Annotated in this window: 13 protein-coding genes and 2 pseudogenes; 3 read left to right on the forward strand and 12 right to left on the reverse strand. The window is 32.9% G+C overall.

The window, feature by feature from the left end; genetic code table 11:
- The first annotated feature begins 69 nt into the window (after positions 1-69).
- Complete coding sequence (locus F0362_RS28915; RefSeq protein ID WP_149890187.1) at positions 70-486, forward strand: hypothetical protein; 417 nt, start codon at positions 70-72, stop codon at positions 484-486.
- Positions 487-788: 302 nt separating this feature from the next.
- On the opposite strand, the gene F0362_RS28920 is transcribed toward F0362_RS28915, so the two are convergent.
- From F0362_RS28920 to F0362_RS28960, 9 genes and pseudogenes are all read right to left on the reverse strand, one after another.
- A complete protein-coding gene (locus F0362_RS28920) occupies positions 789-2,603 on the reverse strand; it encodes an acyltransferase family protein (protein ID WP_001143142.1) in 1,815 nt (604 codons plus the stop codon).
- A 367-nt stretch (positions 2,604-2,970) separates the two neighbouring features.
- Positions 2,971-3,636, reverse strand: coding sequence for a YkyA family protein (locus tag F0362_RS28925; RefSeq protein ID WP_098009793.1), 666 nt, complete (start codon positions 3,634-3,636; stop codon positions 2,971-2,973).
- 20 nt (positions 3,637-3,656) lie between these two features.
- On the reverse strand, positions 3,657-4,478 hold the full coding sequence (locus F0362_RS28930; protein WP_001246628.1) for a peptidoglycan-N-acetylglucosamine deacetylase: 822 nt from the start codon (positions 4,476-4,478) through the stop codon (positions 3,657-3,659).
- A 473-nt stretch (positions 4,479-4,951) separates the two neighbouring features.
- Entirely contained in the window at positions 4,952-6,073 is a 1,122-nt protein-coding gene (gene ald / locus F0362_RS28935; protein ID WP_098009795.1) for an alanine dehydrogenase, read from the reverse strand.
- A 136-nt stretch (positions 6,074-6,209) separates the two neighbouring features.
- Positions 6,210-7,433 (reverse strand): PucR family transcriptional regulator, encoded by a 1,224-nt coding sequence (locus F0362_RS28940; protein WP_002040123.1) that lies wholly within the window; start codon positions 7,431-7,433, stop codon positions 6,210-6,212.
- 501 nt (positions 7,434-7,934) lie between these two features.
- Positions 7,935-8,222: pseudogene (locus tag F0362_RS31140) on the reverse strand (DDE-type integrase/transposase/recombinase); the annotation flags it as partial.
- Between the two features lie 337 nt (positions 8,223-8,559).
- Positions 8,560-9,960, reverse strand: coding sequence for a zinc dependent phospholipase C family protein (locus F0362_RS28950; protein ID WP_000725198.1), 1,401 nt, complete (start codon positions 9,958-9,960; stop codon positions 8,560-8,562).
- Between the two features lie 439 nt (positions 9,961-10,399).
- Entirely contained in the window at positions 10,400-10,837 is a 438-nt protein-coding gene (locus F0362_RS28955; protein ID WP_000617458.1) for a GNAT family N-acetyltransferase, read from the reverse strand.
- 56 nt (positions 10,838-10,893) lie between these two features.
- Entirely contained in the window at positions 10,894-11,199 is a 306-nt protein-coding gene (locus F0362_RS28960; RefSeq protein WP_000836236.1) for a hypothetical protein, read from the reverse strand.
- A 337-nt stretch (positions 11,200-11,536) separates the two neighbouring features.
- Between F0362_RS28960 and F0362_RS28965 the strand changes: the two are divergent.
- Positions 11,537-11,720, forward strand: a pseudogene (locus tag F0362_RS28965) (IS4 family transposase); the annotation flags it as partial.
- 740 nt (positions 11,721-12,460) lie between these two features.
- Positions 12,461-13,630: a serine hydrolase domain-containing protein gene (locus F0362_RS28970; protein ID WP_098009797.1), complete on the forward strand. Its 1,170-nt coding sequence runs from the start codon at positions 12,461-12,463 to the stop codon at positions 13,628-13,630.
- A 248-nt stretch (positions 13,631-13,878) separates the two neighbouring features.
- Here F0362_RS28970 and F0362_RS28975 read toward each other — a convergent pair whose 3' ends face one another.
- The 3 genes from F0362_RS28975 to F0362_RS28985 all read right to left on the reverse strand — a co-directional run bounded on the left by F0362_RS28975 (position 13,879) and on the right by F0362_RS28985 (position 17,978).
- Positions 13,879-14,619, reverse strand: a complete 741-nt coding sequence (locus tag F0362_RS28975) for a GIY-YIG nuclease family protein (protein WP_098009799.1) — start codon at positions 14,617-14,619, stop codon at positions 13,879-13,881.
- Positions 14,620-15,314: 695 nt separating this feature from the next.
- Entirely contained in the window at positions 15,315-15,926 is a 612-nt protein-coding gene (locus F0362_RS28980) for a class I SAM-dependent methyltransferase (protein ID WP_000788721.1), read from the reverse strand.
- Positions 15,927-16,562: 636 nt separating this feature from the next.
- Positions 16,563-17,978: an amino acid permease gene (locus tag F0362_RS28985; protein ID WP_000067440.1), complete on the reverse strand. Its 1,416-nt coding sequence runs from the start codon at positions 17,976-17,978 to the stop codon at positions 16,563-16,565.
- Positions 17,979-17,984 lie beyond the last annotated feature (6 nt).

Genomic DNA, 17,984 nt, shown 5'->3' on the forward strand with positions numbered 1-17,984 from the left:
CTGTAATAATATAAAAACATATTAATTATTTATAATTTTATATACAGGTTCATTAGGAGGTGTAAAAAGATGAAACAAGCCAATTTAACTATAACTATAACCCTAACACTCATTCAACTATTCACTTTAGTAACTACCCTATTTATTTGCTCCACAAATGTTCCATTTTTTCCTTGGTTTATTAAAAAAGGATTTGGGTGGATTGGAATCTTTATTACTGCCCCTGTACTATTAATTATAGGCACAATTATGACATATTATGATAAGAAAAAAACAAATTCTATCAAACGAATGAGACAAAGTATTCCTTTCATTACTGTAATTTTCTTCATGTATGTCTCCTTTTTCTCTTTGACAGATAGAATTGTAATAACGACTTTTATCGTTAATCTTGTATTAGTTATCATTACAATTACGTTTTTAGCACAAGATATTTCTAAATTACATAGAAACAGAAAATATAGACTTAAAAGAATACGAATGTAACAAAATTGTTCTGATGTATATACTGATTAGCACAAAAAGACTCCATTTTGATTAATCTTTTTCAAAATGGAGTCTTTTTGTTTGACGTAAAATCAAGGAAATAAATTTTTCTGATTAAATTCTATTCTAAACTAATAACATGCTTATGTTCTTTATTATAACAAACCTTGAGTTTAGTTAATTATGGAGTTAAATAACTTGTTTTACAGCTAAATCCTATTGATAGATATAACAAAAAGACGTTTTGACTACCTCTATTTTAAAAATAAAATGAATGGTAAATTATCTAGACGAGAATCAAATTACCTATCTATATGCTGAACAACAAGTGAAGCGTATTCTTTTGCTCCTGTTGGATTTAAATGAATTCCATCTGGTTCGAAATATGATTGATTTTCAGCACTTGCTGCATACCAATCAACTAGCACAGTATTTGGAAATTTGGAAGAGACTTCTTTTAATTTCTCATTAACTACGGACTCCCACGGACGAGGTATTCTAGTATTAACTAATACAATTTCACGTTCATCACCTATTAACTGAATTAACGATTCTAGTTGCTCAGTAGTAAATGCCCCATTTGTACCTAATCCAATAATAACATGACTTCCTAAAGTGCCTTCCTTTTTCATTCCCTCTACTATCTCCAATGCTTGAGACATCTGTCTTCCAATTTTCGCATCAATAGTAATATTAGGAAAAGCATCTTTTAAATATGGAGAGATATCGATCATAATTGAATCACCAATGGCTGTAACAGTTTTAGGTTGTTTAATTTGTTTAGAGGAATCTTTATTTTCGTCCTCTAATGTTTTATCAACCGGTTTCTCTTCCTTAGTAACTGGATGAGCAGGTTCCTCATTTTTTTTCACTTGTACCGCCTCTGTCCTAACTTGTTTAGAATTGTCTTTTACTTTGCCGGCTGTTGAGAAACCAAAGATAACTGTTATGGAGAGGAATATTGTACATGCTAAAGCAACTCTATTAACGAATGATAAGTCTCTTATTTTCAAGTCCTTTAAACGAAGATTCTTCAATGCACCTTGACGAATTGGATTTTCAATAAACTTCCACGAAAGATGTGCCATAATTAGAATCAAAAAAACTTGAAAAATAGCTTTAGTAAGATGAGGTCCTTCTGTACTAGCTTGCGAGCTCGTCAATGTGATAATCGGATAATGCCAAAGGTATATTCCATAGGACCGAATACCAATCCAACGTAATGGTTTAAACCTTAAAAGCACACTAATTCTGCTAGTTGGATGAGCAAGGTTGGCTACTAATAAAGCAGTAACAACTGATAAAAATAACATTCCTCCACGATATAGGAATGAGTCATATTGATTTGTCTCCCAAAACATAATTAAAATAATAATTAAAGCGATTCCCCCAACTACATCTAAAACAAGACGGGCTGACGGAATAATTTTATTAGAAAGTCTATTACTTGGCCAAAGTAGAGCGAGTACTGCCCCTATTAATAGAGAAAACGCTCTTGTATCGGTACCATAATAAACTCTACTTGGATCACTTCCTGGTTCATACAGTACAGCCATTGCAATTGCTGAAGCAATTGCTCCTAAAAAAATAAATAGTGTCATACGTGATCGTTTTTTTATGTAGTAGAATCCTAAGCTAAGTATGAATGGCCAGAATACATAAAATTGCTCTTCAACGGCCAACGACCAAAAATGATTTAAAGGAGTAGGTTGGCCAAAGTTATCGAAATATGATAATTTATGATAAATGTACCACCAGTTACTAATATATAATACTGCTGCTAACGAATCTCCCCGCATTTTTCCTAGTAAGGAGTTATGAAATAACGTCACCCATGCAAAAACGATAATGAGCATAACAAACATTCCTGGAAGTAATCTTCTTGCCCTACGTATCCAGAAATTTTTTAAATCAATTCTTTTATATTTCTCCCACTCAGTAGCAAGAAGATCGGTAATTAAATAACCAGAGAGCACAAAGAAGACTGTAACGCCCAGGAATCCTCCAGGTATCCATTTATAGTTGACGTGATATAACACGACACCTAGTATAGCCAGTCCTCTTAAACTATCTAATCCGACCATATAACGATTATTTTTCTTTAATTGTGTGGGCATGTATAATCCTCCCTTAAACTTTGCTGATATGTTTGGTTACTTTTTCTCATAAGTAATTATCAACAGAAAACAAATGAAAACTCTATGAATATGAGAAAAAGTACATCTATACAACGAAACTTTTATATAGAAATTCCTTAATTTGTAATTTTATTCTTTGTTACCAAGCCAAAAAGTCGAAAGAGCATTATAAAATGCTTTTTCGACTTTTAGATTATATCATTTAGTTAAACTAGTACTAGAGTACCCCCTTCTAATATTTCACAATCCCAATTTATCCTTTTTACAGATTTTCAATATAAGAAGCTCGGTGTAAAATTTTGATTAGTCTATAGATAGAAGAATTTCAAGATACTTAAATTCATAACTATTTCTCTGGCTTTTGCTCTTTTATTTTTATCTTCGCATCTTTATAAAAATTTAATTTCTCCTTATTATACTCTGTAGTATATTGATTGAACTTTTCTTTTTCCTTTAGTGTTTCTTCATTTATTACATTGTAAGCTTTAACTTTCTCACTAATCTCTTTTAGTTTTGTTTCTTTTTCTTTTAGCTTTTCATAAAGTTCCTTTTCAATTACTAATGATTTTTTGTAACTTCCATTCATTTTTAGAAAAGCATCATAACGTTTTTTATAAGCTTTTTCTACTGTTTTGGCTTGTTCTTGTAATTTTTTATCCTCGATTTTATTTATATCATTAAGAACTGATGTTACTTCTTTTTGTGCTTTTTCTAATACATCTGCTTCATTATCTAATTCTTTCTCACGTTCAGATACATTTGCAACAGCTTGTTCTACTTGGGGTAGTGCTTCCTCATTATTCTCTTGTCCTTTCTGTATAATTTGATTATACAATTCTTGTCCCTTTGCTTCTAACTGCTCTAATTTTTTTACATTATCAGATAACGTTTTTTCTTGATTTGCTGCCTTTTCAAAAGCAACGTATAATTTCTCTTCTGACTTTGCTCCTAAACATCCCCCTAGAAATCCAATTGATATGATTCCTATTAGGATCGCTTTTCTATTAAACAATTTCAATCCCTCCTACAATGTCAAATACGTTTATCGTGCCAAAAATTTACTGGAAAATGTTCCTCTTCATGATACGCTTCAAGTTCATATCCTTTTTCTTTTAATCCTTTTATGATAGCTGGTACAGCAGCAACAGATTGCGGATGAATATCATGCATTAAAATAACTTCTTGTGGTTCTGTTGCACCTGCTAGTACATTTTGAACAATTTGAGCTGAAGCTGAATCAATTGGCATCTTGTTATACTTCCAATCTAAAGAGTCAATTGTCCAATCCCAAACTGTAAAACCAGCTTTTACTGCTTTATTGCGAAGTTCTTCATTTAGTCCTGGCATGGAGCCATATGGTGGACGTGTTAATTTGGGAGATTCCTTCAGAATATTTGCTATTAAATTTTGATCTTCCTTCATTTCATTTACATACTCACCATCGGTATATAATTTCTTAAAGTTATGTGTCATACTGTGCATGCCCACATAATGGCCTTCTTCTTTCTCTCGTTTCACTAAATCCGGAAACTGCTTCACGTTTTCACCAATTAAAAAAAATGTTGCTTCCGCGCCATTTTGTCGTAGGATGTCTAACAACTCAGCTGTATATTTACCAGGTCCATCATCAAAAGTAAGATAAGCAACTTTTCTCTCTTGGCCATTAAAGCGCTTTGGTGCTTCTTTCTTTATTTCATTTTTGGCTTGTTCACTTGCTAATTGCACTGAATTCTCTTGCTTCGTTACGGATCTTGCTGGTGAAGTAAGAGATTGATACATAAAATAGCAAGCTACTACTGCAATAATTGCTATAATTGTAATAGATATACGTTGTATATTAGTAGTATTTCTCATAATAGTAATCCCTTTCGCTGCATATATTAATTTTATTATGTGATTCACATTTGATTTGCTATGACGTTAATAAATAACAAATCAAAGTAATAATTTTTCTCTTTTTAATAGAAGAGATATAAGTTGTTGAGGATATATACAATGTCCAAAGCTACATTGAGGGTGTTTTTCCGCGTTGATACGATTTACAGATAATCCTTTTGAAGTATTTGGAGGAAAAGACGTTTATCCTTCATATAATTTTTAAAACTTCATTAACGGATATGAAAACGATTCCTGATATGTTTATATTAACTATTAAATCGATTAAAGCTTTCTTATAATACAAGAAGATTAGATAATAATTCTATCCAATCTTCTTGAGGGATTCAGATAGTTTAACTATTTTACCGCTAATTTCTTAAATCAAATGACAACAACTTAGCTTCTTTTTTCATCTTATTTAATACATGAAAGGCTCATGTTAATTTGGTTTATTTTTTCGCAAGAGCTTCTTCTATAGAAACACAAGCATAGCCGAGTTCTTTTGCAACCACTTCACATATAACTTCACCGTTCAGCATGTTTACACCGAGTTTTAATGCATTGTTTTCAAAGATTGCTTCTTGCACACCCTTATTGGCGATTTGTAAAGCATATGGAAGTGTTACATTAGTTAAAGCGATGGTGGAAGTTCTTGGAACTGCCCCTGGCATATTCGCAACAGAGTAGTGAAGTACTCCATGCTTTTCGAATGTCGGGTTATCATGCGTTGTAACATGAGCGCAAGTTTCCACGGCCCCACCTTGATCAATGGCTACATCCACGATTACAGAACCGGTTTTCATTGCCCTTACCATTTCTTCTGTAACTAGCTTAGGTGCTTTTGCACCAGGAATTAAAACAGCACTAATTAATAAATCTGCTTGTTTTACTGTTTCCGCGATGTTAAACGGGTTGGACATCAATGTTTTGATTTGAGTACCAAAAATGTCATCCAGTTGGCGTAACCTTTCTGCATTCAAGTCAATAATTGTTACATCAGCACCTAGGCCAATTGCCATTTTCGCAGCATTTGTTCCTACAATCCCTCCTCCGAGAATAGCGATTTTTCCACGATTTACACCGGGAACACCTGCCAGAAGAATCCCTTGTCCACCATTTGATTTCTGTAGGAATTGTGCGCCAATTTGCACAGACATTCGTCCAGCTACCTCACTCATTGGTGTAAGAAGAGGAAGTGTATGATTCACTTCTACAGTTTCGTAAGCAATTGCAGTAACGCCATTATCTTTAAGAGCTTGAGCTAAAGCTGGCTCTGCAGCCAAATGCAAGTAAGTGAATAGAATTAACTCAGGACGAAAGTATGTGTATTCACTGGTGAGGGGCTCTTTTACTTTCATAATCATTTCTGATTGTCTCCATACTTCTGCAGCACTTTGAATAATTTCTGCACCCGCATATGCATAATCTACATTTCTAAACCCACTTTCGACACCAGCATTTGTTTCAATCAGTACTTTATGTCCAGCCTTTACAAACGTAAGAACTCCTGCAGGTGTAAGTGCAACACGGTTTTCATTATTTTTAATTTCCTTTGGAACTCCAATAATCATGAAATGATTTCCCCCCTGTACTTATCTTTGTGTAACTTAGTTGTAGTCCAAGTATAGGGTATTAAAAATCTTTTTTCATTGTTGAAAAAAAAGAAAAATGCAGCATCCTTTTGTGGAATTCCACAAAAGGATGCTGCTACAAGAATTTTTTTAGTTTAAGATCCAAGAACATAATCATTTTTTTATTTGGATCTTTTAAATCAATCTCACTGATTTCACAAATACGTTTAAGTCTATAACTTAATGTATTCGGATGAATATTTAAAGATTTTGCTACCTCCCCCACATTGCAGTCTTTGTTCAGAAAGGTTTCCAACGTCTCAACAAGATCACAATTATACTTATGGTCATAATCATACAGCTTTTGTAACGCTTGATTTTCATACTCTTCACATTTTCTTTTCTCAAGGAGAAGGTCAATCAATTGATAAATACCCATATTTTGATATCCGTAGATATTTGCTGTGTCGCAAGGGAATTTTTCCTTTATAGATAAAACAGTTAGAGCCTCTTTATAAGCTTTATCAACTTTTTGATAATCACTATAAACACTACTGAACGCTGGCTTGATAGACTTAATTCCAAATCGTTTTTCCATTTTATGCACAAACATTTCAACGAAATTGTTGATTTCATTGGACGGTCGATTAACACCATCTAATGGAATAAGAAGAATTAATCGATTACGATCTATTGTGCCAAGTAAACCTTCGAAATGTTGGCTTGTTTTTAACAAATAAGAAATCTGTCTTTCTATTTCATTTATAATTGTCTGTTCAAACTGGAATACGATGATAGTAAATACAGATGCAGGAGTAATGTGCAGTCGATGGAAATTTTCAATAATCTCTTCATTTACTTTTATATGATTGGTCAATAATTTCCATAAAAATTCTTGTGATTGTTCGCCCTTTATATTTTTACGAGCTTGAATCTGTATTAATTTACTTTTTATGGCCTCCGCAGCTTTTTTCAGCAAGGTGCAATTTTCCTCAGTTAAGGGATGTTCGTCTTCCATAGCCCAGATGAACCCCAAAACTTCCTCTTTGTTCCAAATAGAGATAGCAACCCTGTTACTGAGACCAACACCATCTATCTTCTTTATACGAATAGGTTCACGTTTTTTCAAAAGTTCAGGAATAATGCCTTCTTTCCACAAACTATTAATTACTTTTTCAGGTACACGTCTTCCCATAATAGTTGCAACTCTCGCGGAGTCTATTCTTTCGTCATGAGTACTATATGCCAGAAGTCGATGATTCACATCTTCAATTGTAACTGGGCATTGTAGAATCTCACTAATTGTGTCCGCAAACTCTTCTAAACTGTTAAAGTTGATTTTAGAGAAATCATTTTTCATATATGTCAAAACTCATCCATCCTATTTTAAATATAGTTTTTATCGTTTTCCGACAGAAGACTCCTTCCTCAAAAATGTGAAGGTGTGAAACACCAATTTTAGGTGGGAGATGAATGTCGGTTGGCATAGGCCAACATGTTTGCTATCATTTACTTGTACAGATTGCTCTTTGAAAACTGAAGATATGAGGTTGGTTGCAGAAAAACGTTGCAACCGTAAAATCTTCAACGTTCTATCGCCCACACTTGCTGAAGTTGCGAAAACCAAGCTAAAGTAGGGAGTGTGGTGAGTCAACGTACAAGATACTTATGTTCTCACCGTAGGGACTACGGGTAGAGCCTGCTAAGATAACCGGTGGATAATTGGTGTTCGCAGGAATCTCCCACTTCAAACAGTCCGTTAGGACGTTAAGTGGTGAGTAGTTCAACTACTGTAAAATGTAAAAAAGTATTCATTGTGTAAATTAACAAACCTATAACACTTTTTATTAATAGTAAGGAATCACTGTAACTCACTACACGTTGAAAAACCAAAGTTTAGTCGCAAACTTCGGTTTCGTTTATATAGAGCATGAAGCGTTTCAATTCCTTTAATCGTAAGAGAAGTATGACCCCGATTTTGAAAGTCTGTGGATTTCAAAAAACTTCGCTATTTTCGAAGTTAAATATCTAATATACGTCCATATTTATTGATTGTACGATATAGATAACACCATTTTTTTGAACTTTATATAGTTTTTTCATCTAGCTTCTAGGATAGATGAAGGCTTTTCATATTCTTCTTCCATAATGGTCATACCAATTACAACTTTATTAAAACATTAAATTCCCAATGCGTAAACAGTAGATTTTTGTCGAATGTATTCAGTGATTTAATTATTATTTCATCAAATATGGGTTTTTGATGAAATAAGGGAATTATGGATACCTTTTTAGAAGATATTGCATATGTTTGGTTATATATAATATTTATCTTTGAATTGATTAAGATGGCTTCCTGCCATCCCTTGTCCGAAGCCAACTCATCTCCCGCCTACTCTCTTCGCGTTCCTTGAGAAAGGAGCCTTCTTGGTTAAAATGATAAAAAACACTCGTTCTGATTAAGGACGAGTGCTTTTCTTTTTAGGTTATCTAACAGGGATAAACTTCCATGAGCTAGGTTTTTGTTTTTTTTCACCTAGTACAATCCAATTTTTCTTTGCATTTATATTCTCATAATTTAATGGATAGTCATCTGTAAAAATATTATATTCTGTAGGATTGTCCAGGTTAATTTTAATTTTAAAATCAGCTAAACTATCAGATTTTTGAGCAAGGTGAATCCAACTAGAATAATTAGACCAATTTAAATATTGGAATTGGTCGTAATTTGAGTGCTTCATGCGAAGATATATACTCTCCCCGTGGTGTAGCTTTGCATCATTTTCTTTGTAGAATTCAAATTCCATAGGTGTACCAGATAAACCATTGTTTTCTTTATTTGCAAGTGTGACATAATCGTAACGATTTGCCATATACCATTCAAATGTTAGACCTTGATAAGGAGATTCACTTGGTACGATATAATAGTTTCTCCCTGCTTCTATGACGTTTCCTTCTATATCATAGATTAATGCAGTCTCTATACTTGGAGATTTTACATTTTCAGTAAAAGTTTTAAACCACAGATTTAAGAAACCTGCTGTATTGCGCTGAGCTTCTCCTAAGCTTCGCTGCACAGCTGGGGTAACCATTTCTTGCCACAATTGTGCCTTACCACTATTATAATACTTAAATGTTTTATCATTAGTAATATTTTGGATTTCAGGTTTAGCTACTCGGGCTGCATAATCAATCCATTCTTCAGGTGTGGATAGAGAATTGTTATAATTCCCTCCAGTATTGACTGCAAATTGATTTTGAATGGTTGTAACATAATTTTCAAAGTAGCTATGATATTTTATAGCTCTCGTATCAATTGCAGTAAAATTTGCTGCATGCATAGGTTGGGTAGCATCTGTAAAGTAGTGCGTGGCTACTCCTAAGTAATAGAAAGCTTTTTCATAGTCCTTATTTCGTAAGTGTTCTCCAGATTCATAAAAGTATTTCTTACCTTGTGTAAGAGCCGTTGGATTTGTTTCTCCTCTATAATTTTCTTTAGTATCAGGATCATAAAAATGAGATTTCCATCCGCCTTTAAAAACGCCGCCTATTCCTGTTCCACCATCATTAAACTCTGCATTATAATCTGCATCATATAATCCTTTAGAAAATAGATCTTTATATTGTGGATAATTTAAAAAGTCCACAGCCTGCTTATTTGCTTCAATATTAGATTCTGTTTTCATAATTTCAATAGCTTGTTTTGCAATCCATAAATGTGTACTTTTATCAGAATGATACGGAGCTTCTGCAGACCATCTTGCAGTAATAGGATCATTCTCATTTAAATCAATTTGATCGAGATGAGCATAACTACTTTGAGGACATGCTCCTAAAATAGTTAAAGTCACTCCAGCTATACATAGTGTTGATACGATTTTTTTCATTTTTTATTCCTTCCTAAATATAAAGATTCTTATGCGGATATTCATCTTAACAACGACAGTTAAATAGCTCTAATAAAAGAGCGATTAGCAAAGGCTAACTGCTTAATTTCTCTCTTAAAGGAATACCATCATACATCGATTAAATTAAAAATTTTAAATTAACCCTAAACAATAATTTTCCTTCTCTACCTCTAGTTATATATAAAAGCGCGTCTTATTTAAACATGTTTTTTTATGTAATTTTACATATCCAAAAATAGGGAATTAAATAACCTTCCATTTATTATATTAATGAAAGACCATTGTCTTTAGACAATTGAAATTATGATGTTTTAAGTTAATAATCTATATCCATTAACTTACGAATTTTCACTACCTCTAAGTACAAAAAACGTTATTCTTTCTAAACACTCTAAGCAAAAGCATCTATAAATAAAATTTAATTAATTGGTATATACTTCTTGAAACCCTTACTTATGGTTCCATTGTATCCATTTTTAGTGAAGAATTTATGTGCTTTTATTCTAGTTGCACTACTTAATAAGATAATTCTTGTGGAACCCCTTGCAATTGATATCTGTTCTACATGTTTCAATAACTTTTCCCCTATCCCATTACCTCGAAAATCTTCATTTACAATTACATACTCTAAAACAGTATACGGTCTAAATTGGTATCCAGGATCAAGACAAAACGTCATAAATATACTCCCTTTGACGTTACCACTTTCCTCATAGACAAACAAAAAATTATTAGAATCATTCCTTATCTGCTCAATTCTTTCTGGTAAAACCTTAATATTTTTGCTATGTGGTGCTAATTTTTTATATAGATTTTCAATTACATTACTGTCCTTTGGTTCAGCTTCACGAATCATATAACTACCTACCTTTGCATTTAATATATAATGATAAAGACAGAGATCGATTATGACTATAACTCTATATAGGCTTTTTCCCCACCTGGAATCTTAATTTTTTTTACATTATATTCTTTAATTATATATACCTTTATCGCTTCAAAATCTATATCAAAAGTAAGAATTGGATTTCTAAAAAAATATATTACTTCTTCCCCATCATAAATTCGGGCTTTTATTGTTTCTTTGTCCGAGTGAAACGATAAATTGACTCCTTTGTAAAAATATTCGTAGTATCCCTCTTCGTCCTGCTCACTTTTATCTTCAAAAGGAACACATTCAATATGATATATATTCCCATTTACATTTATTGATTTCATACAACATTACCCCACTTCCAATAATATCTATAAAAATTAGCATCCATATTTAGCAAAGTAATTTTTGAAATTATAACATTTTCCAATGTGTCTATGAATTTTATTTGCTAATAAATTCATAGACACATTATTTATTCATTTTCAAATTTCTCTTATCAATTTCACGATATAACGCTGAACGACTCAGCTGCCTACCCTTTTTTCTGAAGAGAAAAAGTTTCCTTATACAATTGTATATACTATTCAAGCTCCTCTTTTGTTAAAGCTTCTTCAGCTAAGTATATAAAATCTGTCTTCTGTTGATATGTCTTTTTAGAAAATCCCCACTCTTTACTCCCATTTTCTTCTTCTATTCCAAACTATACAAAAAAAACACCCAAGAGCCATCAAAGGTGTTAAATCGCCTGTTCAATCTCCTACAGCAAAACTGGCGGAAATCCCATAGATATGAGAAAAAAACGGTCTTTGATATATTAAGTGCCGTTTACAATTGTACCTTATCTGATAATCAAGTCGCTTAATTCAAAAAAGTGAAACCCATTAGGGTTTATTTCGTATGCAAATCTTTAAATTCCCTACATGTATCCTCTAGAAAAAAAGAAATAACCTCTACTATAAGTGACGTTGTATGAGCTTAGCTTGATAGCGATGTGGCGAGACCCCACATCCATCAACTTAAGAAAAGTAAACACCCCAAAAACAAAAAATGAGCTGACTTCTCAAAATAACTAACTATAGAGAAAGAAAAATTTCATTTAGTGGGTACTTCAAAACCTTAGCTTGATTGCGATGGAGGCACCATATCAAAAAAAGAAAATTGTGCGTTTAGACATATTTTTCAACCGCTTCCTGTACGTTAAGGGACTCGTTATTTTTTTACAGTTTTTTATTATGACATTCTAAATAATTAATTATAATAGGTGAAAAAAACGATCAATAGTTGGGGTACGGAAAGGATTCGAATTTACATTCTTTCTCAATACATATCATGGATAAATAAAGTAAAATATGGGTTGGGGCTATGTCTCATGTTGTGTTAATCCTAACAATAACTAAGGGTACATAATATGCTTTCATACCTTTGAATAATTTTTTTATAGAAGGGATGGAGATTTAACTGGCTCAAATTGTTGGTATTGATAGATACCTTTGTACTGGGGCTTTAATCTATATGCGTGAGGGCCTTTCCCTAAGTCTTTTCAGGAAGTAAGGATCAGTAAGCAAACACTTATACAATATGAATAGAGGAGAGGAATGCCATATGAAAATACGTAGTCAAATTACATGTGCAAGTCTGGCCCTTTTAATAGCTGGAAGTTCCCTGTTATATACAACACCAACCTCAATTGTAAAAGCAGAGCCCACTCAAAATGTATCTAGTTCGTTACAAACAAATACTCAACGAGATCATACTTCCGTCAAGCAAGCAATGCGGGATACATTGCAACTTGGATACCCGGGGATACTTGCTAAAACTTCTGAGGGTGGAAAAACGTGGGGGTATGCCACTGGAATAGCGGATCTGAGAAACAAGAAACCAATGAAAACAGATTTTCGCTTTCGCATTGGGAGTGTGACGAAGACGTTCACCGCAACAGTTGTACTTCAATTAGTTGGAGAGAATCGCCTGAAGCTAGACGACTATATCGAAGACTGGTTGCCTGGTGTCATTCAAGGAAATGGATATGATGGTAACAAGATTACTATCCGGCACATATTGAACCATACAAGTGGTATCGCTGAATACTCAAGGTCAAAAGACGCTGATTTTACGGATACAAAAAAATCGTATACGGCTGAAGAGTTAGTGAAGATGGGGGTGTCTCTGCCTCCAGACTTTGCTCCAGGAAAGGGCTGGTCTTATTCAAACACAGGATACGTATTACTGGGCATTCTTATTGAAAAAGTAACTGGAAACAGCTATGCGGAAGAGGTTGAAAATCGAATTATTGAACCACTTGAATTGTCGAATACATTCCTACCAGGCAACTCAAGTGTTATTCCAGGCACTAACCATGCCCGTGGATATGTCCAACCAGACGGAGCAAGTGAGCTAAAAGACGTTACTTATTATAACCCAAGTGCAGGTAGCTCTGCTGGAGATATGATTTCTACTGCTGACGACTTAAACAAATTCTTCTCTTACTTGCTCGGTGGCAAATTACTGAAGGAACAGCAACTAAAACAAATGCTTACTACAGTTCCTACAGGAAAAGAAGGAATCGATGGATATGGTCTTGGGATCTATGAAACTAAGCTTCCAAGCGGTGTCTCGATATGGGGACACACAGGTGGCATTCTAGGGTTTACTACTCTTGTTGGAGGTAAGCTTGGAGGCAAGCATACGTTGGTCGTCAATTGGAATAGTTTGGGTAGAACTGACAGTCCTAATCCTTTTAAAAAAATTTTACTTGCTGAATTTAGCAAGTAGGAAAAAAGGAAAAATGTATCGTAGTTTTCATAGTTAAAAATATACTTTTCTGGTTCAAAAGCCCCAACTTATTTTCAAGAAAAATTTGGGGCTTTTTTTGTTTTGGTGGCGTTTATTCTTCTTAAGTTGATGGTCACGTGGTGTTACCCTACATCTATCAACTTAAGAAAAATATATATAGTGGGCAAGCGTATAGTGTCAGCAACCGCATAATGAGTCACCGATTTAAATTGTGATGTATTTTATAGTTAAGGATTTAGCCTTGGATTACTTAAATTCTTTTTTCCAGATAAAGCATATATTATATCTTGATGCTTTATCGTCCTCTTATGATTACCAGGTATCCGGAAATTGTTTCGGTGTTCTTTAATTGTAATTAAAGTTTGAAGTTCTACGTTTAATACTTTTGCGAGGACATGATAGTTATATCTATTGTCTAACAAAGAAATTATTTCATAAAACATAGTTTTTCCACCAACTAATTTTACTAATTTATTCTTTAGCTCACCCTTTTCTCTTGTTTTTTTATTTTGCAGTTCTTTTAATTCCAATACTGACTGATGTTGTTTCTCTGTTTCAATTTTTTGTAATATAACTTCTTGTCGTTCCCTTTTTTCTTTAGCTTCCTCAATTTCTAATAACATGGATTTTTTATTTGTCTGCTTAATGTATTGAGTATATAACTCTGGGAACTCTTTTTGAACTTCTTTGTTTAATACTGATTTATATTTCATTATATAAGTAACCCGTAATAAAGAACGTTTTAACAAACTATCTTCAATGAGATACGCTACTTTATTAAATAAATGTACATACTCCTTAATATTCGAATAACTATTGAAATGAGCTAAAACTCTACTCTTTATACTAAAAGCCTTTCCCACATAAACAATATTGTCATTATAATCTTTAATTAGATAAATACCACTGTCAGATTTTTTTAATTTATTATCCAGTTCTTCTAGACTCATAAAATGCAATTCACTCATACTTCCCTCTCCTTAGTAGTTTAAATCATGAAAAGTAGTCAAAATTTCCAAAAGAGCACTTGGCTGCCCTAGCATCTCTCATTTTCTCTCTTACTAACAGAACACTCCTTCTTCAATTTCTGTGAAGGAGTGATAGTACCCGCAAATAATAGTAATCTTTAATGATTTTTTTCATATGAGATAAATGAATAGAGAAGAAAGTTTACTATTCATTTATCTAAAAAAAGTTTGTTGGTATAAATTAAGGTTATGAAAATCTTTCTTGCAGATTTTTAATGATACACTCTGATGGTAATTAATAGTGCTCAAGTAAAGTTTAATCTAACGAAATTTATATTAAGTTTACAATCAATACTACAAAGTCTAACCAAAAAATACAGATTTTTTTTAATATTAAACATTAAAAAAGGCGTACTGCCCTATCACAATTAAGTTAAGATTTTAAATTTCCACATAGCAAAAAAAGAATTTCTACAGCTAGTAATTTATAAAAATTTAGCTTATAGTTCATTTTATGTAAATATACATTTTTTAAGTTGATAGTAGTAGGCAAACACTCATATTTTAACAAAAATATAAGCAAAGCAAATTTCAACATAAAAATAGTCTGATTTTCTATCAAAAGAAAAATCAGACCATTTTTATATTATAGATAGCAAATATTGACACAGTATACATTATCTTTAAATTCAACATCATACTTCCCTTTGTACAAGAATAATTTTATAATTTCCTTTAAATATAGAGGGTTCCTCATATACAATTTTCATTGGTAAATCTATACATATGTCACTAAACTTTCGATTAATATCTGTGCCTACAAAGGAAGTAATACTATTGATTATGCTTCTGCTTATACTGGAAGACATTTCCTCCGGCAAAAATTTATCAAAAACTAATAAGAATCCTGTTTGTTTAGTTACTCGAAGAGCTTCAGCTAAAGCCTGCTTTGGATGTTCCACAACACTTAAAATGAGATTTAACGATACTACATCAAAAGATTCATCTGGAAACTGTAATTGCTCTGCATTCATTTGTAGAAGTGTAACTTGATTTTCCTTTATTTTAGTTCTTGCTTTGTTTAACATATCTTGTGAAAGATCAATTCCCGTAATATTGACATCTGAAGGAATAAATCGTAAGTCCTCTCCAGTTCCGACACCAACAAATAAAATATCTTGTTTCGACTTAAGAGGAAGAAGAGAGAAAGCTCGCTCCCTTGCCTTTATAAATAATTTGTTACTCATTAAGTAATCATAAATTATAGAAATACCTTTATACTTAAGTTTATTCGTATGATTTTTCATCCTTTTACACCTCTTTATAGTTATAGAAAAATACGAAAAAGACAAAAATATGCATTGCGTTTTCTGCATGTACTCTATTTTATAAAAAATCTCATTCCTGACAGTGAACCATGTAATCTATGTGCTAATAAAAACAAGGATTCATATATGTTTCTCCACAAATCTCTAATACATTTCCCACTATCAAGGATTACAAAATGATAACCTTCTATTTGCAAGTAAGATCCCATACTCAAACTAGCTTGAACAGCAACAGCAATGACAACATAAAATCTAAGAAATAGTTCTCAACAGTGCCTACTCTTTTAAAAAACATATGAATAATTGCTCATATATTCATATGTTTTCGTTTATTATAGCATTCTACTTTTAATCGTCAAGGGGACTTTATTGATTTTTTAAATCATACATTATGTATGATTTTATTTATTCAAATTTAAAGGAAAGAAATAACTGTATTTGCATTTATAAAATATTTTCATAGGAATCACAATCTATATTGGGACTTTAGCAACATGTCTATCAATTTAAGCTTTTTAGGAGGTAGCATCACATTGCTTTCAGGCTAACATTGAGAAGCTAATTTCTATGTTACTCAACTATCAATATGATTATTAATAGAATTTTCTATTGTTATTATCTCGCAATTTTATCATATGATTTTGAAATCGGTTCCTCATTTAAATTACTGTGTTTTATCGAATAAATGAAGTATATTATTGCCCCAATAGTAATCCAAATGCTAAAGTACAACCATGTCCTTAGCGGTAAATTTAGCATTAAGAACACACAACATACAATTGAGATGCTTGGTAATACAGGTACAAAAGGTACCGTAAATCCACGTTTTAAATTTGGGTGTGATTTACGGAGGATAATAACTGATACACAAACTAACGTAAACGTTACTAAACTACCGATGTTAACTAAATTAACCAATTCTTTCAAATCAATAAACCCAGCTATTACAGAGCTCCCTAATCCTGCCAATCCGGTTATAAAGGTGGGTGCTCCAGTCTTCTTATTGACCTTCGCAAATGATTTGGGTAACAGTCCATCACGACTCATTGCAAAAAATACTCGTGTTGCTGCATACATATTCGAGAAAATAACAGCCATAAGACCAATTACAGCACCTGCAGCAATTACACCAGCGACTTTTCCTTGCCCTACAACTTCCATTACATAAGCCATTGCCTCAGGCACATTTAATTCTTTATAGGAAACCATTCCTGTCATAACAAGGCAAACCATAACATAAATAATTGTACATATGATTAATGATGCAATAATACCAATTGGGAGATTACGTTGCGGATCTTTTACTTCTTCTGCTGAAGTTGCTAATATATCAAAACCCGTAAAAGCGAATAAAATGGCTGCTCCACCAGTAAAAACTCCACTTAAACCGTATGGTGCAATTGGTACCCAATTCATTGGTTTTACATAGAATATACCAACCGTAACAAACAATAAAATCATTCCAATTTTAACCAATACCATTATATTATTGATACGTTTACTTTCCTTCGTACCGCGCGATAACATCCATGTTAATATCAATGTAATGATTACCGCTGGTAGATTCACAATACCACCTTGCGACGGAATCTTTACTAGAGCTTTGGGTATCTCTAATCCAAATCCCATTATTAAATTGTGGAAATACCCTGTCCATCCAGCAGCAACAGCCGCTGTTGCCACTATATATATTAGAAGTAACGACCAACCTACTAGATGAGCAATAAACTCACCAATTGTTGCATACGAATACGTATATACACTACCAGACGTCGGGAGTGTAGAAGCAATTTCTGCGTAGCATAATCCTATAAATCCACATATAATTGCTGCAAGTACAAACGAAAAAATAACTGCTGGACCAGCATCTCTTGCTGCTACTAATCCAGTTAACACAAGAACCCCCGTTCCAATTATCGAGCCTACCCCTAACATAATTAAATCAAATGCTCCTAATGTTTTCGTTAAGGTCTTGCTTTGATTATGCTCTAACAATTGCGTAACGGATTTCTTTTTTAATAAATTACTCATTTTCTC

Origin of the sequence: Bacillus sp. BS98 (assembly GCF_008432245.1) — a bacterium.
In the GTDB taxonomy this organism is placed as follows: domain Bacteria; phylum Bacillota; class Bacilli; order Bacillales; family Bacillaceae_G; genus Bacillus_A; species Bacillus_A toyonensis.

Excerpts from the sequence above, each read along its gene's own strand:
- F0362_RS28915 (WP_149890187.1), top strand. The coding sequence starts at position 70 with ATGAAACAAGCCAATTTAACTATAACTATAACCCTAACACTCATTCAA.
- F0362_RS28920 (WP_001143142.1), bottom strand. The coding sequence starts at position 2,603 with ATGCCCACACAATTAAAGAAAAATAATCGTTATATGGTCGGATTAGAT.
- F0362_RS28930 (WP_001246628.1), bottom strand. The coding sequence starts at position 4,478 with ATGAGAAATACTACTAATATACAACGTATATCTATTACAATTATAGCA.
- ald (WP_098009795.1), bottom strand. The coding sequence starts at position 6,073 with ATGATTATTGGAGTTCCAAAGGAAATTAAAAATAATGAAAACCGTGTT.
- F0362_RS28940 (WP_002040123.1), bottom strand. The coding sequence starts at position 7,433 with ATGAAAAATGATTTCTCTAAAATCAACTTTAACAGTTTAGAAGAGTTT.
- F0362_RS28950 (WP_000725198.1), bottom strand. The coding sequence starts at position 9,960 with ATGAAAAAAATCGTATCAACACTATGTATAGCTGGAGTGACTTTAACT.
- F0362_RS28955 (WP_000617458.1), bottom strand. The coding sequence starts at position 10,837 with ATGATTCGTGAAGCTGAACCAAAGGACAGTAATGTAATTGAAAATCTA.
- F0362_RS28960 (WP_000836236.1), bottom strand. The coding sequence starts at position 11,199 with ATGAAATCAATAAATGTAAATGGGAATATATATCATATTGAATGTGTT.
- F0362_RS28970 (WP_098009797.1), top strand. The coding sequence starts at position 12,461 with ATGAAAATACGTAGTCAAATTACATGTGCAAGTCTGGCCCTTTTAATA.
- F0362_RS28975 (WP_098009799.1), bottom strand. The coding sequence starts at position 14,619 with ATGAGTGAATTGCATTTTATGAGTCTAGAAGAACTGGATAATAAATTA.
- F0362_RS28980 (WP_000788721.1), bottom strand. The coding sequence starts at position 15,926 with ATGAAAAATCATACGAATAAACTTAAGTATAAAGGTATTTCTATAATT.
- F0362_RS28985 (WP_000067440.1), bottom strand. The coding sequence starts at position 17,978 with ATGAGTAATTTATTAAAAAAGAAATCCGTTACGCAATTGTTAGAGCAT.